Source organism: Saccharopolyspora soli, from assembly GCF_022678645.1.
Taxonomy (GTDB): Bacteria; Actinomycetota; Actinomycetes; order Mycobacteriales; family Pseudonocardiaceae; genus Saccharopolyspora; species Saccharopolyspora soli.
Genome location: NZ_JALBWV010000006.1, coordinates 170,592 through 188,179, shown reverse-complemented (window position 1 = coordinate 188,179; position 17,588 = coordinate 170,592). Strand labels below are relative to the sequence as shown.

Below are 17,588 nucleotides of genomic sequence, written 5' to 3'. Positions count from 1 at the left end.
GCCACTCGTGCGCCGATGTTCCATCGTACGCGCCGCTGAATCGGCACTCCACATCGGGGCAGCTCAACACGCCTGCGGACACGCTGCGCAACATTGCCGTTACGCTCCAGAACCAGCTCTCATCGGCGGCTTGCGCGGGCCCTGAGGAGCTCACTACTTTCGATCACACGCTCGACGCCGAGGTCGAGAGCCCAGACCGGGGGACAACCGAGGAGAAGCGTGACACCCCAGCAGGACCAGCGCGGTTCGAAGACCGCACCGTGGCTCGGCAAGGCCACCCAGAACGCGGCCAGCAGGCTGGACGAGTACCGCACCTTCTTCAACACCGCGGTGCGCAACCCGAGGATGGTCGGCGCGGCAACACCCACCTCGGCCGCGGTGGCCGCGACGGTTGCCCAGGTCGTGCCGACCACCGGCGCACCGGTGGTGGTCGAACTCGGTCCCGGCACCGGTTCGTTGAGCGACGGCATCCACCGACGACTGCCCGAGGGCGCTCGGCACATCGGCATCGAGCTCGGCAAGGGCATGGTCGAGCACCTGCGGACGCACAAGCCGTGGATGGAGATCGTGCACGGCGACGCCGGTGACCTGCAGGCGCTGCTGGACAAGTACGGCGTGGATCGCGTCGACGCGATCATCAGCAGCATCCCCTGGTCGCTGCTGCCCAGCGACGCCCAGGACCACATCCTGCGCCAGGCGGCCGAGGCGCTCGCCCCGCAGGGCGCGTTCACCGCGCTCACCTACCCGCCCGCCGACCAGACGCCGGGCGGTCGGCGCTTCCGCGCCCGCCTGGCGCAGACCTTCGACGAGGTCCTCACCCACACCACCTGGCGCAACCTCCCGCCGATCCTGCACTACATCTGCCGCCGCCCGCTGGCCTAGAAACCGGTCCGGAAATGGTTTGCGCAGCCGAATCGCGGATCCCGCGCCGGGGCGAGCTGAGTGCCGCCCCACCCGGCGGGTACCGCCGCTTGCCGGAACGGATCCCGACTGGCCCTGGGCCCGGTTGGGGCGACCCCGGGACGAGATCCGGGCTTTGCCCCGAGGCCCCTGGCAAGACGACAGGGCAAGCTGGGCTCATGAGCCTGCGCGACGATCTCACGGCCCCGACCTCGACCACCCGGTGTGACCGCCCGAAATCGCACGCCCGCGCGCTGCGACCGGCGAGCCGCGGTTGCACGCTGCGATGAACGGACCAGTTGACGTCGCCGCGTCCGCCGGATGGGCAGGAGTAGCCGTGAGCAAGCGAAAGAAGCTGGGCGAGTACTGGACCTTCCTGACTCGCGCACTTCGTCGGCCATCGACGGTGGGCGCGGTGCTGCCGACATCCCGGCACGTCGCGGCGGCGGTGGCCGCCGTGGTGCCCAGCTACGGAACTCCAACCGTGTTGGAGCTCGGTCCGGGCACCGGCGCGCTGAGCGGGCCGATCCAGCGGCGGCTGGCCGAGGGAGCTCGGCACCTGGCGGTCGAGATCGACCCCGAGATGGTGCGCTACCTGCACCGCGCCAAGCCGTGGCTGGAAGTGATCGAGGGCGACGCCACCCACCTGCGCAAACTGCTCGACACGGCCGGGGTCTACCGGGTCGATGCGGTGATCAGCAGCATCCCGTGGACCCTGCTGCCGCCGGACAAGCAGCGGGAACTGCTCCAGGAGGCCGCCTCGGTCATGGCGCCGGGTGGCGTGTTCACCACGGTCACCTACCTGACCACGCTGTGGCGACCGGCCACCCACGCGTTCGTCGAGGCGCTGCACGACACCTTCGACGAGGTGCTGCCGCGAACCGCGGTCTGGCGCAACGTACCGCCAGCCCGCATCTACGCCTGCCGCCGCCCCAGGTGAATCAGAGCGAGGTGAGGGGCACCCTTTGCCAACTAACTTGGTAAAGGGTGCCCCTCACCCCTCACTCGAATGGTGGGTGGAGAGCTGTGCGCACCGGGACGAGCACGGGAGAGCGGGCCTTCAGGCTTCGGGAGCGGTGAGGACCCACGGGCCGTCTTCGGCGATGGCGACCGTGTGCTCCCAGTGCGCGGCACGGGAACCGTCGGCCGTCACGACGGTCCATTCGTCGTCGAGTTCCTCGGTCTCCGCCGAACCGAGGGTGAGCATCGGCTCCACCGCGATCGCCATGCCGACCCGCAGCCTCGGACCGCGCCCCGGCTTGCCGAGATTCGGCAGGAACGGCTCCATGTGCATCTGGGTGCCGATGCCGTGCCCGCCGTACTCCGCGATGATCCCGTACTCCACACCATCGGTCTCCGCGGCCGAGCGGGCGGCGGTCTCCACCGCGTGCGAGATGTCGGTCAACCGGTTACCAGCCCGGACCTGCTCGATACCAGCCCACATCGCGGCCTCCGTCGCCGCCGACAGCGCGCGGTCCTTCGGACCCACCGCACCGATCGCCAGCGTTACCGCGGAGTCGCCGTGCCAGCCGTCCAGGATCGCGCCGCAGTCCACCGACAGCAGGTCGCCGTCGGCGAGCACCTCGGCGCGGGACGGGATCCCGTGCACCACCTTCTCGTTCAGCGACGCGCAGATGGACGCCGGGAACCCGTGGTAGCCCTTGAACGACGGCACCGCGCCAGCGTCCCGGATCACCTGCTCGGCGATCGCGTCCAGCTCACCGGTGGTGCCCCCCGGCTTGGCGTGCGCGGCCACCTCGCCGAGCGCGCGGGCCACGACCAGGCCAGCGGCGCGCATCGCCTCGATCTCACCCCGCGACTTGAGCTCGATGCCCTTCCCCCGACGCAACAACGCACTCACCTTCAAGTTTCTTTCTTCGGACTAGGGTCTGTTTTCATCAAGCGGCGTAGCCGCTTGCGGTGCGGGACTCAGCTCGCACCGCTGCGGGTTCTCAGGAGTCGCCTCGTGAGGACAGCTCCGACGTGGCGTTGGCGTCGGGGATCCCACAGCGAGGGCGGCTGCTGCAATTCCCGCAGGGGGCCGCCACCCGCACCCCTACGCAAACCACTTCTCGAACAGTCCCTCGCGATAGTCCCCGGCCGATGGCTACCGGCCGGGCCAGCTCAGGCTCGGGTGCGCAGCGCTTCCAGCGCGCGGGCGGAGATCTCGTCGATCGAGCCGACGGCGTCGATCTTGATGATCTTGTCCCGGTAGTACTCCAGCAGCGGTTCGGTCTCCGAGTGGTACACCGCGAGCCGACGGCGGATGACGTCCTCGGTGTCGTCCGAACGACCGCGCGCCAGCATCCGCTTGACCAGCTCTTCCTCCGGCACGTCGAACTGCAGGACAGCCGTCAGCTCCACGCTCTGGTCTTCGAGCATCTCGCCCAGCACTTCGGCCTGCGCGGCGTTGCGCGGGTAGCCGTCCAGCAGGAAGCCCTTGGCCGCGTCCTCATCGGTGAGGCGGTCGCGCACCATCTCGTTGGTGACCTCGTCCGGCACCAGCTCACCGGCGTCCATGTAGCTCTTCGCCTTCTGGCCCAGCGGCGTGGCGTTGCCGATGTTGGCGCGGAACAGATCTCCGGTGGAGATGTGCGGGACGCCGAGCTGCTCGCTGAGCACGGCTGCCTGGGTGCCCTTGCCCGCACCCGGCGGGCCGACGAGAACCAATCGCACCAAGGGTCTGCCTCCGAATCAATCCGATCGCGCGCCACCTGCTGGCGAGCACTCCGCCTGCCCTCCGCCTCCGGGCAACCGCGGTCCGACCTGTGGTGGGCCACACCCAGCCCACCAGCAACAGCGGTTTCCGGGCGCGACAAAATCGCGCCCGGACAGTTCAGCTTACCGGAGGAAACCCTCGTACTTCCGCTGCGTGAGCTGGCTCTCGATCTGCTTCACGGTGTCCAGGCCGACGTTGACCATGATCAGCACCGCGGTACCGCCGAACGGGAAGTTCTGGTTCTGCCCCTGACCACCGGTGATGCCGAGGAAGAAGTTCGGCAGGATCGCGATGATGCCCAGGTACAGCGAGCCGGGCAGGGTGATCCGGGAGAGCACGAAGTTCAGGTACTCGGCAGTCGGTCGGCCGGGCCGGATGCCTGGGATGAACCCGCCGAACTTCTTCATGTCGTCGGCGCGCTCTTCGGGGTTGAAGGTGATCGAGACGTAGAAGTAGGCGAAGAAGACGATCAGTGACATGTACAGCAGGATGTGCACCCAGCTGGACGGATCGACGATGTAGGTCTGGATGAACCGGGCCCACCAGGTGTCCTGGTTCCCAGCCAGCTGGCCGATCAGCTGCGGCAGGTACAGCAGCGAGGACCCGAAGATGACCGGGATGACACCGGCCTGGTTCACCTTCAGCGGCAGGTAGGTGGAGGTGCCGCCGTACATCCGACGGCCGATCATGCGCTTGGCGTACTGCACCGGGATCCGGCGCTGGGCCTGCTCGATGAAGACCACCGTGGCGATGATGGCGACCGCGAAGGCGCAGACCACGGTGAACACCAGCGGGCCGTGCGAGGTGAGGATCGCACCGCCCTCGGCGGGGATCCGCGAGGCGATGGAGACGAAGATCAGCAGCGACATGCCGTTGCCGATGCCGCGCTCGGTGATCAGTTCACCCATCCACATCAGCACTGCCGCACCGGCGGTCATCACGACCACGATGGTGATCAGGTTCAGCACCGAGTCGTCCGGGATGACCGACACCGAGCAGCCCTGGAACAGCTGGCCGCGCACCGCGAGCGCCACGATGCCGGTGCCCTGCAGGATCGCCAGCGCGATGGTCAGGTACCGGGTGTACTGGGTCAGCTTCGCCTGCCCGGCCTGGCCTTCCTTCTTCAGCTGTTCGAAGCGCGGGATGACCACCTGCAGCAGCTGGATGATGATGCTCGCGGTGATGTAGGGCATGATGCCCAGCGACAGCACCGACAGCTGCAGCAGCGCCCCGCCGCTGAAGAGGTTGAGCAGCGAGTACACGCTCTGCGAACCGCTGCCCTGGATCTGCTCGATGCACTGCTGGATGTTCGGGTACGACACCCCCGGCGAGGGGATCGTGGCGCCGAGCCGGTAGAGCACGACCATGCCCAGGGTGAACAGGATCTTGCGGCGCAGGTCCGGCGTCGCCAGAGCCGAGCGGAAGGCGCCGAGCACGCGAACCTCCTGTACACGAGCCGGTCTGAACCGGCCGGGGAAAGTTGGCCGACCACTGCGGTCGGCACGGCGGCAAACTCCTGTGCAGCGCCGTGGCATCCGCGGCACTACGGCGCGACTTTAGCAGGCCGCGTAGCGGACACGGACAGCGACCGAAGCCGCACGACTGATCAACGATCCGCGACCTCCGGCCGAACAGCGGCAACCGCGCTCCACCGAGCGCGGTTGCCGTTTTTCACACCGGTACAACGACATCCTCAACCACAGTTGGCCTGGTGTTCCTGTTCGGTCATCGGCTGCGTGGACTGCGTGACCGTGCCGCCCTGCTCATCGGCCGGACCGCTGGCCTCCATGTCCACGTACCAGATGTAGTGGTCGTGGAACTTGTCCGGGAAGTGCAGCTCGTAGGTGCCCGCCACCTTCTGCATCTTCGCGCCGTGGTAGACGCGGCCCACCTCGCCCGGCCGGACCTCCAGGAAGGTCGTCTGCGATTCGGTGTGCTCCGAACGCCACTCGTGGCCGTAGCTGGCCTTGAAGGTCACCTTGAAGACCTCGCCGAAGCTGGTCGACATCGACAGGCCGAGGCTGTTGCTCTCGGCCGTGCTGTCCGACCAGCCCACCGCCATCTGCTGCGGCTTGTCGGTGCAGTTGAACACCGGGCTGCCGACCTGCTGGGAGGTGTTCTGGTAGTACTCCGGCTGCCCCTTCGGGTGGAACACGCAGCTGTCGGTGCCGTTGTTGCACTTCTCCAACAGCTCCCGCGCCGTGGGCCCGTCGTCGGCCAGTGCGGGCGGTGCCAGCGAGAACGTCGCCGCCAGCGCCGACGCGAATGCCGTCGCGATGCCAAACCTCATCGTCTGCGTCCTCTCCGCGCGCCCCGCGCGAACGGGGCGGTTCGCCGTCACGGGCAGTTCGCCTGCTCCTCGTCGGTCATGTCCCGGACGTGCTGGCTCACGGCCGCCGAGGAATCCGGTGCGGGGCCGCTGATTTCGAGGTCGACGTACCAGATGTAGTGGTCGTGGAACTTGTCCGGGAAGTGCAGCTCGTAGGTGCCCGCCACCTTCTGCATCTGCGGCGCCCGCTCAACCCAGCCGACCTGGTTCGGGCTGGTCTCGACGAAGGTCGTCTGCGACTCGGTATGCGACTCCTCCCAGGTGTGCTGGAAGGTCTGCTCGTAGGAGACCGCGAAGACCCTGCCGAATCCGGCTTCAGTGGTCATCGACACCCCGGCGCTGTTGCTCTGCGACGTCGTGTCCGACCACGCCACCGACGAGCGCTGCGGGTCCGACGTGCAGTTGTAAACGGGGTCGCCCACCGCGTGGCGCTCACCGGTGAAGTACTCCGGCTGCCCCTTCGGGTGGAACACGCAGCTGTCGGTGCCGTTGTCGCACTTCTCCAGCAGCTCGCGGACGGTCGGGCCGTCGGATGCGGACGCCGCGGTCGGGACCGCCAGCGCGCCCAGCACGCTCGCCGAGGCGAACAGGGCACGGGCAACTCCTGCGCGCATGTGCACTCCCTTCAGCTCAGGCCGATCGACTGGGTGCGGTCGTTCATCAGGTCCCCGACGTAGCCGGTGTTCTCCTCGAACGGCCCGTCGCGCTCGCCGCCCAGGTCTGGCTCCGGGTAGAGCCAGATCGCGCAGTTCGCCCACGGCTGCGCCGAGGAGATCCGGTTCTTCCAGTCATCCGGCAGGTTGAGCTGGTAATTGACGACGCCGTCCTTCTCACAGGGCGCCTCGCCGTACACGGTGAAGCTGTCCCCGCCGAAGTTCTGTTCGTCGAACAAGGTCGCTTGGATGACCTCGCCCGCTTCGGCTCGCTCGGCCGCCTGCTGCCGGGTCGCGAAGCAGAAGTACTCACCGCTGCTCAGGTGGAAGCTGCAGTGCCGCTTGCCCGGCGGAGCGGCCTGGGCCAGCGCGGTTCCCGGTATAGCCGCAGCCAGCACCACGGCGATCATCAGGGCGGCTCGCCGCCCGTTTCTTCGTGGTCGCATTCCCGTCCCTCCGCCACTCGCTGCCACCGTCCCCGTCGGACGATGTCGATCAAACGTAGGAGTGGGGCGGAACGGACAACACCGACGAAGGCGAGCGCTGACCTGCCACCTTCGTCGGAAGTCGGACGGTGGAGTGCAAATTGCGCCGAGCTGACCAACCTCGAACGCGCCGAGGGCCGGTCGACGCGTAGGTCGACCGGCCCTCGGTTGGGTCAATCTTCGTCAGCGGTCCAGCTTGGTGACCGAACCGCCCGCTCCGGTGATCTTCTCCTGGGCGCTGCCGGTGAACGCGTGCGCGGTCACCTCCAGCTTGATGCCCTCCAGGTCCCCGTCACCGAGGATCTTCACCAGCTCGTTCTTCTTGACCAGGCCAGCGGCGATCAGCTCGTCGATGCCGACGGTGCCGCCCTCCGGGAACGCCTTGGCCAGCCGACCGACGTTCACACCCTGGTACTCGGTGCGGAAGCGGTTCTTGAAGCCCTTCAGCTTCGGCAACCGCATGTGGATCGGCATCTGCCCACCCTCGAAGCGAGGGGAGACGTTCTTGCGGGCCTTGGTGCCCTTGGTACCGCGACCGGCCGTCTTGCCCTTGGAGCCCTCACCGCGACCGACGCGGATCTTGTCGCGCTTGGCGCCGGGGGCCGGACGCAGGTCGTGCAGTTTGATGACCATGTCAGTCGACCTCCTCGACCGTCACCAGGTGACGGACGGCGTTGATCATGCCGCGCACGTTGGGGTCATCCGGACGCACCACGGACTGGCGGATCTTGCGCAGTCCGAGGGTGCGCATGGTGTCGCGCTGGTTCTGCTTGGTGCCGACCAGCCCGCGCACCTGGGTGATCTTCAGCTGTGCCATCTCGATCAGACCCCCTGCCCCGCAGCACGGGCCCGCAGGATGAACGCCGGAGCGACGTCTTCCAGCGGCAGACCGCGGCGAGCCGCGACCTCCTCGGGACGCTGCAACTGCTTCAGCGCGGCGACCGTGGCGTGCACGATGTTGATCGGGTTGTCACTGCCCAGCGACTTGCTCAGCACGTCGTGGACACCAGCGCACTCCAGCACCGCGCGCACCGGGCCACCGGCGATGACACCGGTACCGGCGCTGGCCGGGCGCAGCAGCACGACGCCCGCGGCGTCCTCGCCCTGCACCGGGTGCGTGATGGTGCCGCCCAGGCGCGGGACGCGGAAGAAGTTCTTCTTCGCCTCCTCGACGCCCTTCGCGATCGCCGCCGGGACTTCCTTGGCCTTGCCGTAACCGACGCCGACCATGCCGTCGCCGTCACCCACGACGACCAGCGCGGTGAAGCTGAAGCGCCGACCGCCCTTGACGACCTTCGCGACCCGGTTGATGGTCACGACGCGTTCGAACTGCGGGGTCTTTTCTTGGGCCGCCCCGCCACGGCCACCGTCGCGGCGGTCCCGGCGGTCCTTGCCGCCGGACTCCCCGCCATCACGCCGAGTGCGTCCAGGCATCAGGCGTCCCTTCCGTTCGTCTTACCCACTTGTCAGAACTCCAGTCCGCCGTCACGGGCGGCGTCGGCCAGCGCAGCCACTCGACCGTGGTAGGCGTTGCCGCCGCGGTCGAACACGACCTTGTCGATCCCGGCGTTCTTGGCACGGGCCGCGACGAGCTCGCCGACCTTGGTGGCCTTGGCCTTCTTGTCGCCCTCGAAGGACCGGAAGTCGCGCTCCAGGCTCGAAGCGGCGACCAGGGTGTGGCCCTTGGTGTCGTCGATGACCTGGGCGACGATGTTGCGCAGCGACCGGGTCACGACCAGACGCGGGCGCTCGGCGGTGCCGACGATCTTCTTGCGGATACGCGTGTGCCGCTTGCTGCGGGCAAGCCGACGCTTGGTCGAGATGTCCTTGCCAACCGGCTTGCGCTTCGTAGCTGTCGTCTCGCTCATGGTCACTTACCCGTCTTTCCGACCTTGCGGCGGATGTTCTCACCTGCGTAGCGGACACCCTTGCCCTTGTACGGGTCGGGGCGGCGCAACTTGCGGATCCTGGCCGCGATCTCGCCGACAAGCTGCTTGTCGATGCCCTTGACCGACAGCCTGGTCGGACCGTCGACAGCGAACTGGATGCCTTCCGGCGGTTCGACCACGATGGGGTGGCTGTAGCCGAGGGCGAACTCCAGGTTCGAACCCTTCTGCAGCACGCGGTAACCGACGCCGTGGATCTCCAGGTCCTTCTGGTAGCCCTGGCTGACGCCGACCACCATGTTGTTCACCAGCGTCCGGGTGAGCCCGTGCAACGAACGGCTCTCCCGCTCGTCGTCGGGGCGCTTAACCAGGACCGCACCGTCTTCGTCCCGCTCGACGACGATCGGCTCGGCGACCTGGTGCTGCAAGGTGCCCTTCGGGCCCTTGACCGTCACCGCCTGGCCGTCGATGGTCACCTCGACGCCGGAGGGGACGGTGATCGGCAGCTTTCCGATGCGCGACATTGCCGCTCCTCCTCCCTTACCAGACGTAGGCGAGGACTTCCCCGCCCACGCCCTTCTTCATGGCCTGCCGGTCGGTCATCAGACCGCCGGAGGTCGAGATGATGGCGACGCCCAGACCACCCAGCACCTTCGGCAGGTTCGTGGACTTGGCGTAGACCCGCAGACCGGGCTTGGAGACCCGGCGCAGGCCCGCGATGCTCCGCTCGCGGTTCGGGCCGTACTTGAGCTCGACGACGAGCTCCCTGCCCTTCTCACCCTCCTCAATGCGGGAGCCGGACACGTAGCCCTCCCGCTTGAGGATCTCGGCGATGTTCGCCTTCAGCTTGGAGTGCGGCATCACGACCTCGTCGTGGTATGCCGAGTTCCCGTTGCGCAGACGCGTCAGCATGTCTGCGATCGGATCGGTCATCGTCATGACCTGCTCAACCTTTCTCGTCTGGTTCCGATGGGCCCCGACCGTGCACCGCCGGATCGGGCGATGCGTCTGGACCCTGGCCTGGACGAAGTTCGGGGTTGCCTGCCGAACGGGCAGGTCCCTTGTCAATTCGCGTGCAAGCACGGCGTTCGCCGCGGAGCGCGGGCATCAGCCCTGGTAACGCCTGCTGAGGGTACCGGTAATCGGCATCACCCCAGCAGGCGGGAGGTCACCAGGAGGACTTGCTCACGCCGGGCAGCTCGCCCGCGTGCGCCATCTCGCGGAAGCACACCCGGCACAGCCCGAACTTGCGGAACACCGCCCGCGGCCGCCCGCAGCGCTGGCAGCGGGTGTAGCCGCGAACCTTGAACTTCGGCTTGCGCGCCGCCTTGATAACCAGCGCCTTCTTGGCCATCGCTCAGTTCTCCTTGAACGGGAAGCCCAGGTGCCGCAGCAGCGCCCGACCTTCCGCATCGTTGGTGGCCGTGGTGACGACGGTGATGTCCATGCCACGCGGCCGGTCGATCTGGTCCGGGTTGATCTCGTGGAACATCGACTGCTCGTTGAGACCGAACGTGTAGTTGCCGTTGCCGTCGAACTGCTTCGGCGACAGACCGCGGAAGTCCCGGATGCGCGGCAGCGCGATGGTGACCAAGCGGTCGAGGAATTCCCACATCCGGTCGCCGCGCAGGGTGACCCGCGCGCCGATCGGCATGCCCTCCCGCAGCTTGAACTGCGCGATGGACTTGCGGGCCCGGCGGACCTCGGGCTTCTGCCCGGTGATGGTGGCCAGGTCGCGCACCGCGCCCTCGATCAGCTTGCTGTCCCGAGCGGCGTCGCCAACACCCATGTTGACCACGACCTTCACCACGCCCGGCACCTGCATCACGTTGGCGTAGTGGAACTCCGAGTCGAGGGCCTGGCGAATCTCCTCGCGGTAACGGGTCTTCAACCGCGGGACGATCTTCTCAGCAGTGGTCATGATCAGATGTCCTTACCGTTCCGACGAGAGATGCGGACCTTCTTGCCGTCCTCACCGATGCGGTAGCCGACGCGGGTGGGCTTGCCGTCGGAGTCCACGACCATCACGTTGCTCACGTGGATCGGCGCTTCCTGGGTCACGATGCCGCCGGACTGCGCACCACGCTCGGTCCGGGAGACCTTGGTGTGCTTCTTGATCCGGTTGACACCCTCGACCAGCACGCGCTGCTCCTTGGGCATGGCCTTGATGACCTTGCCCTTGGCACCCTTGTCCTTGCCGGAGATGACGACGACCGTGTCGCCTTTCTTGATCTTCATCACAAAACCTCCGGCGCGAGCGAGATGATCTTCATGAACTTCTTGTCTCGCAACTCGCGGGCAACCGGTCCGAAGATACGGGTGCCCCGCGGCTCGCCACCGGGCTTGACCAGCACCGCGGCGTTCTCGTCGAACCGGATGTAGGAACCATCCGCCCGACGCTTCTCCTTCTTCTGCCGGACGATGACGGCCTTGACCACATCGCCCTTCTTGACACCGGCTCCGGGGATGGCTTCCTTGACGGTCGCCACGATGATGTCCCCGAGGCTCGCGTACCGCCGACCCGACCCACCGAGGACCCGGATCGTGAGGATCTCCTTGGCCCCGGTGTTGTCGGCGACACGCAGTCGCGACTCCTGCTGGATCACGTCTGACTCCTGACCCTAAGTACTCGGACCGAGCCCGAGCACACTCTGGCACGCCAAATTTCCGACCTGACGCGCGCGGTCACTTCCGGCACGCGAACCGACCGACCGGTCCGCGCACCACGTTCCTGGGCTTGCGCAAGCGGTCGAGCCGCCTGCGCAAGCGCATTTACTTGGCCTTCTCCAGGACCTCGACGAGCCGCCAGCGCTTGGTGGCCGACAGCGGTCGAGTCTCCATCAGCAGCACCCGGTCGCCGATACCGGCCGTGTTGGCCTCGTCGTGCGCCTTGACCTTGGTGGTCTGCCGCATGACCTTGCCGTAGAGGGCGTGCTTCTTGCGGTCTTCGAGGGAGACCACGATCGTCTTGTCCATCTTGTCCGAGACGACGTAACCCTCGCGGACCTTGCGGCTGTTGCGCTCCACGCCCTGTCCTTTCTCACTCATGCCGCGCCCTCCTCAGCGCCCTCGGGGGAAACCGTCAGGCCCAGTTCGCGCTCGCGCATGATGGTGTAGATCCGGGCGATGTCCTGCCGAACCGTGCGCAGCCGCCGGTTGTTCTGCAGTTGACCGGTGGCCATCTGGAAGCGGAGGTTGAACAGCTCCTCCTTCGCTTCCTTCAGCCGCTGGACGAGCTCCTCCTCGTTGAGTTCGCGGAGCTCAGCTGCGGTGACACCCGCTGCCATCAGAAGTCACCACCCTCGCGGGACACGATCTTGCACTTCATCGGGAGCTTGTGCGCCGCACGGGTCAGCGCTTCGATCGCCGTCTTCTCGTTCGGGAAGGTCAGCTCGAACATGATGCGTCCGGGCTTGACGTTGGCGACCCAGGACTCCGGCGAACCCTTACCGGAACCCTGCCGGGTTTCGGCTGGCTTCTTGGTCAGCGGGCGGTCCGGGAAGATGTTGATCCACACCTTGCCGCCACGCTTGACGTGCCGGGTGATCGCGATACGGGCCGACTCGATCTGCCGGTTGGTCACGTAGCCGTGCTCGACCGCCTGAATGCCGTACTCGCCGAAGTTGATCCGGGTGCCACCCTTGGCGAATCCCTTGCGCTTCGGCGCGTGGCTCTTGCGCCACTTCACCCTGCGTGGGACGAGCACGTCTCAGCCCTCCGTCTTCTCTTCGGTCGCAGCGGCCTGCGGCTGCTCGCCCTCCGCGGCCTTGGCGGCCTTCTCGGGCTTCTCCGCTGCACCGCGGTCCGCGCCACCGGCACCCCGGCGACGGCCACCGCGCTCCGATCGGCCACCGCGCTCACCGCGCTCACCGCCGCCGCGCGGCGGACGAACCTCGGACTCCTGCTGCTTCTGCTTCAGGCCACCGACCAGCTCGCCCTTGTAGATCCACACCTTGACGCCGATGCGGCCGAACGTGGTGCGGGCCTCGAAGAAGCCGTAGTCGATGTCCGCGCGCAGCGTGTGCAGCGGAACCCGACCCTCGCGGTAGAACTCCGAGCGGGACATCTCGGCACCGCCCAGGCGACCCGAGCACTGCACCCGGATGCCCTTGACCTGCGGCGAACGCATGGCCGACTGGATGGCCTTGCGCATCGCGCGCCGGAAGGACACGCGGTTGGACAGCTGCTCGGCCACGCCCTGCGCGACCAGCTGGGCGTCCGCCTCGGGGTTCTTGACCTCAAGGATGTTGAGCTGAACCTGCTTGCCGGTCAGCTTCTCCAGCGAACCGCGAATCCGGTCCGCCTCGGCACCGCGACGGCCGATGACGATGCCCGGCCGAGCGGTGTGGATGTCCACCCGAACCCGCTCGCGGGTGCGCTCGATCTCCACCTTGGAGATACCCGCGCGCTCCATCCCGCGAGAGAGCTGTCGGCGGATCTTGACGTCCTCCGCGACGTACTCCGAATACTGCTTGTCGGCGTACCAGCGAGACTTCCAGTCCGTGGTGATGCCGAGTCGGAAGCCGTGCGGGTTGATCTTCTGACCCACTACCGGGCACTTCCCTTCTGGCTCTTTCGGGACTTGCTGGCCGCCGCCTTCGGCCGGGACTCGACCTCGACGGTGATGTGGCTGGTCCGCTTGCGGATCCGGTACGCACGGCCCTGCGCGCGCGGCCGGAACCGCTTCAACGTCGGACCCTCGTCCACGTACGCGTGGTGCACCCACAGCGTCTCGGGATCGAGGGAAAGGTTGTTCTCCGCGTTGGCGATCGCACTGGCGAGCACCTTCGACACCGGACCGCTGGCGGTCTGCGGCGCGAACTGGAGCACGGCCAGGGCATCGCTGGCACTCCGGCCCTTGATGAGCTCGACCACGCGGCGCGCCTTCATCGGCGACACGCGGACGAACCGGGCCCGCGCCACTGCACGCGGGGTTTCCTCCGCGGCAGTGTCGTCGGAACGGGCTGTCATCCTGCTACCCCTTGCTCTTACTCGTTCGTGTCACAGACCCGCTCAGCGGCGGCGCGACTTCCGGTCTTCCTTGACGTGGCCCTTGAAGGTGCGGGTCGGGGCGAATTCGCCCAGCTTGTGCCCGACCATCGACTCGGTGACGAACACCGGGACGTGCTTGCGGCCGTCGTGCACCGCGAAGGTGTGGCCCAGCATGTCCGGAATGATCGTGGACCGACGGGACCAGGTCTTGATCACGGTCTTCTTGCCCGACTCGTTGAGCGCGTCCACCTTCTTGAGCAGGTGGTCGTCCACGAACGGGCCCTTCTTCAGGCTGCGTGGCATGTTTGCTTACCTCCCTGCTCAGCGCTTCTTGCCGGTGCGACGACGGCGGACGATGAGCTTGTCACTGGGCTTGCGGAGGCGGGTGCGCCCCTCCGGCTTGCCCTTCGGGTTGACCGGGTGACGACCACCCGAGGTCTTGCCCTCACCACCACCGTGCGGGTGGTCCACCGGGTTCATCACGACACCGCGGACGGTCGGGCGCTTGCCCTTCCACCGCATGCGGCCCGCCTTGCCCCAGTTGATGTTGGCGTGCTCGGCGTTGCCGACCTCGCCGACGGTGGCCCGGCACCGCGCGTCCACGTTGCGGATTTCGCCCGAGGGCATCCGCAGCTGGGCGTACGGGCCGTCCTTGGCCACCAGCTGGACCCGAGCACCGGCCGACCGCGCGATCTTGGCGCCGCCACCGGGGCGGAGCTCGATCGCGTGGATCACGGTGCCGGTCGGGATGTTGCGCAGCGGCAGGTTGTTGCCCGGCTTGATGTCCGCACGCGCACCGCTCTCGATCGGGTCGCCCTGCTTCACGTTGTTCGGCGCGATGATGTAGCGCTTCTCGCCGTCGGCGTAGTGCAGGAGCGCGATCCGAGCACTGCGGTTCGGGTCGTACTCGATGTGCGCGACCTTGGCCGGCACACCGTCCTTGTCATTGCGGCGGAAGTCGATCACGCGGTACGCCCGCTTGTGACCGCCACCCTTGTGCCGCGTGGTGATCTTGCCCTGAGCGTTGCGGCCCGCTTTCTTGTTCAGCGGGCGCACCAACGACTTCTCCGGCTCCGTCCGGGTGATCTCGGCGAAGTCGGACACGCTCGCGCCGCGACGGCCCGGCGTCGTCGGCTTGTACTTGCGAATGCCCATTGTTAACGCAACCTCGTCCTAATCAGCACCGTCAGGCGGCCGGTCCACCGAAGATCTCGATCGGCTTGCTCTCCGGCGACAGGGTGACGATCGCCCGCTTCGTGTTCTTGCGCTTGCCGTACCCGGTGCGGGACCGCTTGCGCTTGCCCTGGCGGTTGATCGTGTTGACGCTGGTCACCTTGACGTCGAAGATCTTCTCGATCGCGATCTTGATCGCGGTCTTGTTGGAGCGCGGGTCCACCAGGAAGGTGTACTGGCCCTGTTCCAGCAGCCCGTAGCTCTTCTCGGAGATCACCGGCGCAAGGATGATGTCTCGGGGGTCGGCGCTCACTGCTCTGCCTCCTCTGCGGAAGACGCGGCGGCCTTGACCGACCGGCCCTTGACCGGTCCTGCGACGAAACGCTCGAACGCGGCCTTGGTGAACACCACGTCATCGCTGTTGAGCACGTCGTAGGTGTTCAGCTGGCCCGGGTCGATCAGGTGCACGTTCTGCAGGTTCCGCAGGCTCAGCCAGGAGTTCTCCTCCTCGTTGCGGTTGAGCACCACCAGAACCTTCTTTGCCTCGGTCCAGTTGCGCAGCGCGGTCTTGGCCTGCTTGGTGGACGGCTTCTCGCCGCCGACCACGCCGGTGACCACGTGCAGCTGACCGGCGCGAACCCGGTCGGAGAGGGCCCCGCGCAGCGCGGCGACCTTCATCTTCTTCGGGGTCCGCTGCGAGTAGTCCCGCGGCTGCGGCCCGTGCACGGTGCCACCACCGGTGAACTGCGGGGCCCGGATCGAGCCCTGCCGGGCGTTGCCGGTGCCCTTCTGCCGGTACGGCTTCTTGCCGCCGCCGGAGACCATGCCGCGCGTCTTGGTGGCGTGGGTGCCCTGGCGCGCGGCGGCCAACTGGGCCACCACGACCTGGTGCATCAGCGCCACGTTCGCCTGCGCGTCGAAGATCTCGGCGGGCAGTTCGACGGTGCCGTCGGTCTTGCCGTCCGGGGTACGGACGTCGAGCGTCAGGCTCATCACGCACCACCCTTCGCTGGGCTCTTGACCAGCACCAGGCCGCCCTTCGGGCCGGGCACGGCGCCCTTGATCAGCAGCAGGCCGGACTCCGCCTCCACCTTGTGGACCTTCAGGTTCTGGGTGGTCACGCGGTCCGAGCCCATCCGCCCGGCCATCCGCATGCCCTTGAACACCCGACCTGGGGTGGCGCAGCCGCCGATGGAACCCGGCTTGCGGTGCACGGCCTGGGTACCGTGGCTGGCGCCCTGGCTGCGGAAACCGTGCCGCTTGATGGTGCCCGCGAAGCCCTTGCCTTTGCTGGTGCCGACCACGTCGACCACCGCGCCCGCCTCGAAGACGTCCGCGCCGACCTCCTGGCCCACCTCGTACTCACCGGCATCCGCGGTGCGCAGCTCCACGACGTGGCGGCGCGGCGTGACACCGGCCTTGGCGAAGTGGCCGCCGCGCGGCTTGTTCACCTTGCGCGGGTCGATGGCGCCGAACGCCAGCTGCACGGCCGAGTAGCCGTCCTTTTCGGGGGTCCGAATCTGGGTGACCACGTTCGGCCCGGCCTGCACGACCGTCACCGGGACCACCCGGTTCTGGTCGTCGAAGACCTGGGTCATGCCGAGCTTGGTGCCCAGAATCCCCTTGATCTGCCTGTCAGACATGGGTCTCGTTCTCTCCAGCTACTTCGTCGCCGTGCCTACTGGATGTTCACGTCGACGCTGGCCGGCAGGTCGATGCGCATCAACGCGTCGACCGTCTTCGGCGTCGGTTCGAGGATGTCGATGAGCCGCTTGTGCGTCCGCATCTCGAAGTGCTCCCGCGAGTCCTTGTACTTGTGCGGGGAGCGGATGACGCAGTAGACGTTCTTCTCCGTGGGCAGCGGCACAGGCCCAACGACCCGAGCGCCGGTGCGCGTCACGGTCTCGACGATCTTGCGTGCGGACGCGTCGATCGCCTCGTGGTCGTAGGCTTTGAGCCGGATGCGGATCTTCTGTCCCGCCATAGTGGCTTGCCGTTCCTCTAGTCTCGTGCCGCGGTTTCGTCTTGGGTGCGGGCGCACCGCACCCTCGCGGGCGGTGGTGCCCCACGCGGCCTCAGCCTGGTGTCGTCCCCGATCCCGGGAGCCGCCACAGCTCTCAGTCCGCCCCTGTTCAGGTATCTGGTGCCCGGTACCCGCGGTCGGGCGTGTCGCCCGGCTACCGCATACCGGTCCCCTCGAACGTCGCCGACGGGATGGGCCTTGCGGCCCGTACACCTTCTTGTGCCCTGCTCAGTCCGCCTACCGGGATCCGGCGGCTTCAGCACCGAATGACTCTCGGCGAACTGGAACAAGGGCGCGAGGCCCTCGTAGCAAGGCGGCCGGAACTTCGAACGTTCTCGAATTCCGGCCGCCCTGAACGAGCAACCCATACAGGATGACATACCACCTATGCCACCCCAAATCGGGGGTCACTTTCCGCGACCTGGGTC

Annotated in this window: 29 protein-coding genes; 2 read left to right on the top strand and 27 right to left on the bottom strand. The window is 67.4% G+C overall.

Translation table 11 applies throughout. From position 1 onward, the window contains the following. The first annotated feature begins 219 nt into the window (after positions 1–219). Positions 220–882 (top strand): class I SAM-dependent methyltransferase, encoded by a 663-nt coding sequence (locus MOQ72_RS06935; RefSeq protein WP_242181281.1) that lies wholly within the window; start codon positions 220–222, stop codon positions 880–882. A gap of 355 nt (positions 883–1,237) precedes the next feature. Further along, entirely contained in the window at positions 1,238–1,840 is a 603-nt protein-coding gene (locus MOQ72_RS06930) for a class I SAM-dependent methyltransferase (protein WP_242181280.1), read from the top strand. Between the two features lie 120 nt (positions 1,841–1,960). On the opposite strand, the gene map is transcribed toward MOQ72_RS06930, so the two are convergent. The 27 genes from map to rpsJ all read right to left on the bottom strand — a co-directional run bounded on the left by map (position 1,961) and on the right by rpsJ (position 17,121). Beyond that, positions 1,961–2,752: a type I methionyl aminopeptidase gene (gene map, locus MOQ72_RS06925; RefSeq protein ID WP_277953687.1), complete on the bottom strand. Its 792-nt coding sequence runs from the start codon at positions 2,750–2,752 to the stop codon at positions 1,961–1,963. 272 nt (positions 2,753–3,024) lie between these two features. Beyond that, the gene (locus tag MOQ72_RS06920) at positions 3,025–3,579 is read right to left on the bottom strand and encodes an adenylate kinase (RefSeq protein WP_242181279.1); all 555 of its coding nucleotides are present in this window, start codon (positions 3,577–3,579) and stop codon (positions 3,025–3,027) included. A 162-nt stretch (positions 3,580–3,741) separates the two neighbouring features. Next, entirely contained in the window at positions 3,742–5,055 is a 1,314-nt protein-coding gene (secY, locus tag MOQ72_RS06915) for a preprotein translocase subunit SecY (protein ID WP_242181278.1), read from the bottom strand. Between the two features lie 257 nt (positions 5,056–5,312). Continuing rightward, positions 5,313–5,909, bottom strand: coding sequence for a hypothetical protein (locus MOQ72_RS06910; protein ID WP_242181277.1), 597 nt, complete (start codon positions 5,907–5,909; stop codon positions 5,313–5,315). 47 nt (positions 5,910–5,956) lie between these two features. Then, a complete protein-coding gene (locus MOQ72_RS06905) occupies positions 5,957–6,562 on the bottom strand; it encodes a hypothetical protein (protein ID WP_242181276.1) in 606 nt (201 codons plus the stop codon). An 11-nt stretch (positions 6,563–6,573) separates the two neighbouring features. Then, positions 6,574–7,047, bottom strand: a complete 474-nt coding sequence (locus tag MOQ72_RS06900; RefSeq protein WP_242181275.1) for a hypothetical protein — start codon at positions 7,045–7,047, stop codon at positions 6,574–6,576. A gap of 222 nt (positions 7,048–7,269) precedes the next feature. Then, entirely contained in the window at positions 7,270–7,719 is a 450-nt protein-coding gene (gene rplO, locus MOQ72_RS06895; RefSeq protein WP_242181273.1) for a 50S ribosomal protein L15, read from the bottom strand. 1 nt (position 7,720) lies between these two features. Further along, positions 7,721–7,903: a 50S ribosomal protein L30 gene (gene rpmD / locus MOQ72_RS06890; protein WP_242181271.1), complete on the bottom strand. Its 183-nt coding sequence runs from the start codon at positions 7,901–7,903 to the stop codon at positions 7,721–7,723. A 5-nt stretch (positions 7,904–7,908) separates the two neighbouring features. Then, on the bottom strand, positions 7,909–8,520 hold the full coding sequence (gene rpsE, locus MOQ72_RS06885) for a 30S ribosomal protein S5 (RefSeq protein WP_242181270.1): 612 nt from the start codon (positions 8,518–8,520) through the stop codon (positions 7,909–7,911). A 32-nt stretch (positions 8,521–8,552) separates the two neighbouring features. Next, positions 8,553–8,954: a 50S ribosomal protein L18 gene (gene rplR, locus MOQ72_RS06880; protein ID WP_242181269.1), complete on the bottom strand. Its 402-nt coding sequence runs from the start codon at positions 8,952–8,954 to the stop codon at positions 8,553–8,555. A 2-nt stretch (positions 8,955–8,956) separates the two neighbouring features. Then, positions 8,957–9,496 (bottom strand): 50S ribosomal protein L6, encoded by a 540-nt coding sequence (gene rplF, locus MOQ72_RS06875; RefSeq protein WP_242181268.1) that lies wholly within the window; start codon positions 9,494–9,496, stop codon positions 8,957–8,959. Between the two features lie 16 nt (positions 9,497–9,512). Next, positions 9,513–9,911: a 30S ribosomal protein S8 gene (gene rpsH, locus MOQ72_RS06870; protein WP_242181266.1), complete on the bottom strand. Its 399-nt coding sequence runs from the start codon at positions 9,909–9,911 to the stop codon at positions 9,513–9,515. Positions 9,912–10,140: 229 nt separating this feature from the next. Beyond that, complete coding sequence (locus tag MOQ72_RS06865) at positions 10,141–10,326, bottom strand: type Z 30S ribosomal protein S14 (protein WP_242181264.1); 186 nt, start codon at positions 10,324–10,326, stop codon at positions 10,141–10,143. A gap of 3 nt (positions 10,327–10,329) precedes the next feature. Further along, positions 10,330–10,893 (bottom strand): 50S ribosomal protein L5, encoded by a 564-nt coding sequence (gene rplE / locus MOQ72_RS06860; protein WP_242181263.1) that lies wholly within the window; start codon positions 10,891–10,893, stop codon positions 10,330–10,332. Positions 10,894–10,895: 2 nt separating this feature from the next. Then, positions 10,896–11,210 (bottom strand): 50S ribosomal protein L24, encoded by a 315-nt coding sequence (rplX, locus tag MOQ72_RS06855; protein ID WP_242181262.1) that lies wholly within the window; start codon positions 11,208–11,210, stop codon positions 10,896–10,898. Continuing rightward, the gene (gene rplN / locus MOQ72_RS06850; RefSeq protein WP_242181261.1) at positions 11,210–11,578 is read right to left on the bottom strand and encodes a 50S ribosomal protein L14; all 369 of its coding nucleotides are present in this window, start codon (positions 11,576–11,578) and stop codon (positions 11,210–11,212) included. Before rplN ends, rplX begins: the two co-directional genes overlap by 1 nt. A 166-nt stretch (positions 11,579–11,744) precedes the next feature. Next, complete coding sequence (rpsQ, locus tag MOQ72_RS06845) at positions 11,745–12,020, bottom strand: 30S ribosomal protein S17 (protein ID WP_242181260.1); 276 nt, start codon at positions 12,018–12,020, stop codon at positions 11,745–11,747. Further along, positions 12,017–12,259, bottom strand: coding sequence for a 50S ribosomal protein L29 (gene rpmC / locus MOQ72_RS06840; RefSeq protein WP_242181259.1), 243 nt, complete (start codon positions 12,257–12,259; stop codon positions 12,017–12,019). Before rpmC ends, rpsQ begins: the two co-directional genes overlap by 4 nt. Then, the gene (rplP, locus tag MOQ72_RS06835; protein WP_242181258.1) at positions 12,259–12,678 is read right to left on the bottom strand and encodes a 50S ribosomal protein L16; all 420 of its coding nucleotides are present in this window, start codon (positions 12,676–12,678) and stop codon (positions 12,259–12,261) included. The genes rpmC and rplP overlap by 1 nt, the downstream gene beginning before the upstream one ends. Positions 12,679–12,681: 3 nt before the next feature. After that, a complete protein-coding gene (gene rpsC / locus MOQ72_RS06830; protein ID WP_242181257.1) occupies positions 12,682–13,521 on the bottom strand; it encodes a 30S ribosomal protein S3 in 840 nt (279 codons plus the stop codon). Next, complete coding sequence (gene rplV, locus MOQ72_RS06825) at positions 13,521–13,943, bottom strand: 50S ribosomal protein L22 (RefSeq protein ID WP_242181256.1); 423 nt, start codon at positions 13,941–13,943, stop codon at positions 13,521–13,523. The genes rpsC and rplV overlap by 1 nt, the downstream gene beginning before the upstream one ends. Before the next feature lie 42 nt (positions 13,944–13,985). After that, positions 13,986–14,267 carry a 30S ribosomal protein S19 gene (gene rpsS / locus MOQ72_RS06820; protein WP_242181255.1) on the bottom strand — a complete coding sequence of 94 codons (282 nt, stop codon included), beginning with the start codon at positions 14,265–14,267 and terminating at the stop codon, positions 13,986–13,988. Positions 14,268–14,285: 18 nt separating this feature from the next. Further along, entirely contained in the window at positions 14,286–15,119 is an 834-nt protein-coding gene (gene rplB, locus MOQ72_RS06815; RefSeq protein ID WP_242181254.1) for a 50S ribosomal protein L2, read from the bottom strand. A 31-nt stretch (positions 15,120–15,150) separates the two neighbouring features. Continuing rightward, a complete protein-coding gene (gene rplW, locus MOQ72_RS06810; protein WP_242181252.1) occupies positions 15,151–15,450 on the bottom strand; it encodes a 50S ribosomal protein L23 in 300 nt (99 codons plus the stop codon). Continuing rightward, on the bottom strand, positions 15,447–16,130 hold the full coding sequence (rplD, locus tag MOQ72_RS06805) for a 50S ribosomal protein L4 (protein WP_242181251.1): 684 nt from the start codon (positions 16,128–16,130) through the stop codon (positions 15,447–15,449). Before rplD ends, rplW begins: the two co-directional genes overlap by 4 nt. Beyond that, positions 16,130–16,780, bottom strand: a complete 651-nt coding sequence (gene rplC / locus MOQ72_RS06800; RefSeq protein WP_242181249.1) for a 50S ribosomal protein L3 — start codon at positions 16,778–16,780, stop codon at positions 16,130–16,132. Before rplC ends, rplD begins: the two co-directional genes overlap by 1 nt. A 35-nt stretch (positions 16,781–16,815) precedes the next feature. After that, positions 16,816–17,121 carry a 30S ribosomal protein S10 gene (gene rpsJ / locus MOQ72_RS06795; protein WP_009948626.1) on the bottom strand — a complete coding sequence of 102 codons (306 nt, stop codon included), beginning with the start codon at positions 17,119–17,121 and terminating at the stop codon, positions 16,816–16,818. Between the last annotated feature and the right edge of the window lie 467 nt (positions 17,122–17,588).

Bases quoted from the DNA above. Each gene is read 5' to 3' on its own strand.
- MOQ72_RS06910 (WP_242181277.1), bottom strand. From the start codon at position 5,909: ATGAGGTTTGGCATCGCGACGGCATTCGCGTCGGCGCTGGCGGCGACG.
- MOQ72_RS06905 (WP_242181276.1), bottom strand. From the start codon at position 6,562: ATGCGCGCAGGAGTTGCCCGTGCCCTGTTCGCCTCGGCGAGCGTGCTG.
- MOQ72_RS06900 (WP_242181275.1), bottom strand. From the start codon at position 7,047: ATGCGACCACGAAGAAACGGGCGGCGAGCCGCCCTGATGATCGCCGTG.
- rplO (WP_242181273.1), bottom strand. From the start codon at position 7,719: ATGGTCATCAAACTGCACGACCTGCGTCCGGCCCCCGGCGCCAAGCGC.
- rpmD (WP_242181271.1), bottom strand. From the start codon at position 7,903: ATGGCACAGCTGAAGATCACCCAGGTGCGCGGGCTGGTCGGCACCAAG.
- rpsE (WP_242181270.1), bottom strand. From the start codon at position 8,520: ATGCCTGGACGCACTCGGCGTGATGGCGGGGAGTCCGGCGGCAAGGAC.
- rplR (WP_242181269.1), bottom strand. From the start codon at position 8,954: ATGAGCGAGACGACAGCTACGAAGCGCAAGCCGGTTGGCAAGGACATC.
- rplF (WP_242181268.1), bottom strand. From the start codon at position 9,496: ATGTCGCGCATCGGAAAGCTGCCGATCACCGTCCCCTCCGGCGTCGAG.
- rpsH (WP_242181266.1), bottom strand. From the start codon at position 9,911: ATGACGATGACCGATCCGATCGCAGACATGCTGACGCGTCTGCGCAAC.
- MOQ72_RS06865 (WP_242181264.1), bottom strand. From the start codon at position 10,326: ATGGCCAAGAAGGCGCTGGTTATCAAGGCGGCGCGCAAGCCGAAGTTC.
- rplE (WP_242181263.1), bottom strand. From the start codon at position 10,893: ATGACCACTGCTGAGAAGATCGTCCCGCGGTTGAAGACCCGTTACCGC.
- rplX (WP_242181262.1), bottom strand. From the start codon at position 11,210: ATGAAGATCAAGAAAGGCGACACGGTCGTCGTCATCTCCGGCAAGGAC.
- rpsQ (WP_242181260.1), bottom strand. From the start codon at position 12,020: ATGAGTGAGAAAGGACAGGGCGTGGAGCGCAACAGCCGCAAGGTCCGC.
- rpmC (WP_242181259.1), bottom strand. From the start codon at position 12,259: ATGGCAGCGGGTGTCACCGCAGCTGAGCTCCGCGAACTCAACGAGGAG.
- rplV (WP_242181256.1), bottom strand. From the start codon at position 13,943: ATGACAGCCCGTTCCGACGACACTGCCGCGGAGGAAACCCCGCGTGCA.
- rpsS (WP_242181255.1), bottom strand. From the start codon at position 14,267: ATGCCACGCAGCCTGAAGAAGGGCCCGTTCGTGGACGACCACCTGCTC.
- rplB (WP_242181254.1), bottom strand. From the start codon at position 15,119: ATGGGCATTCGCAAGTACAAGCCGACGACGCCGGGCCGTCGCGGCGCG.
- rplD (WP_242181251.1), bottom strand. From the start codon at position 16,130: ATGAGCCTGACGCTCGACGTCCGTACCCCGGACGGCAAGACCGACGGC.
- rplC (WP_242181249.1), bottom strand. From the start codon at position 16,780: ATGTCTGACAGGCAGATCAAGGGGATTCTGGGCACCAAGCTCGGCATG.
- rpsJ (WP_009948626.1), bottom strand. From the start codon at position 17,121: ATGGCGGGACAGAAGATCCGCATCCGGCTCAAAGCCTACGACCACGAG.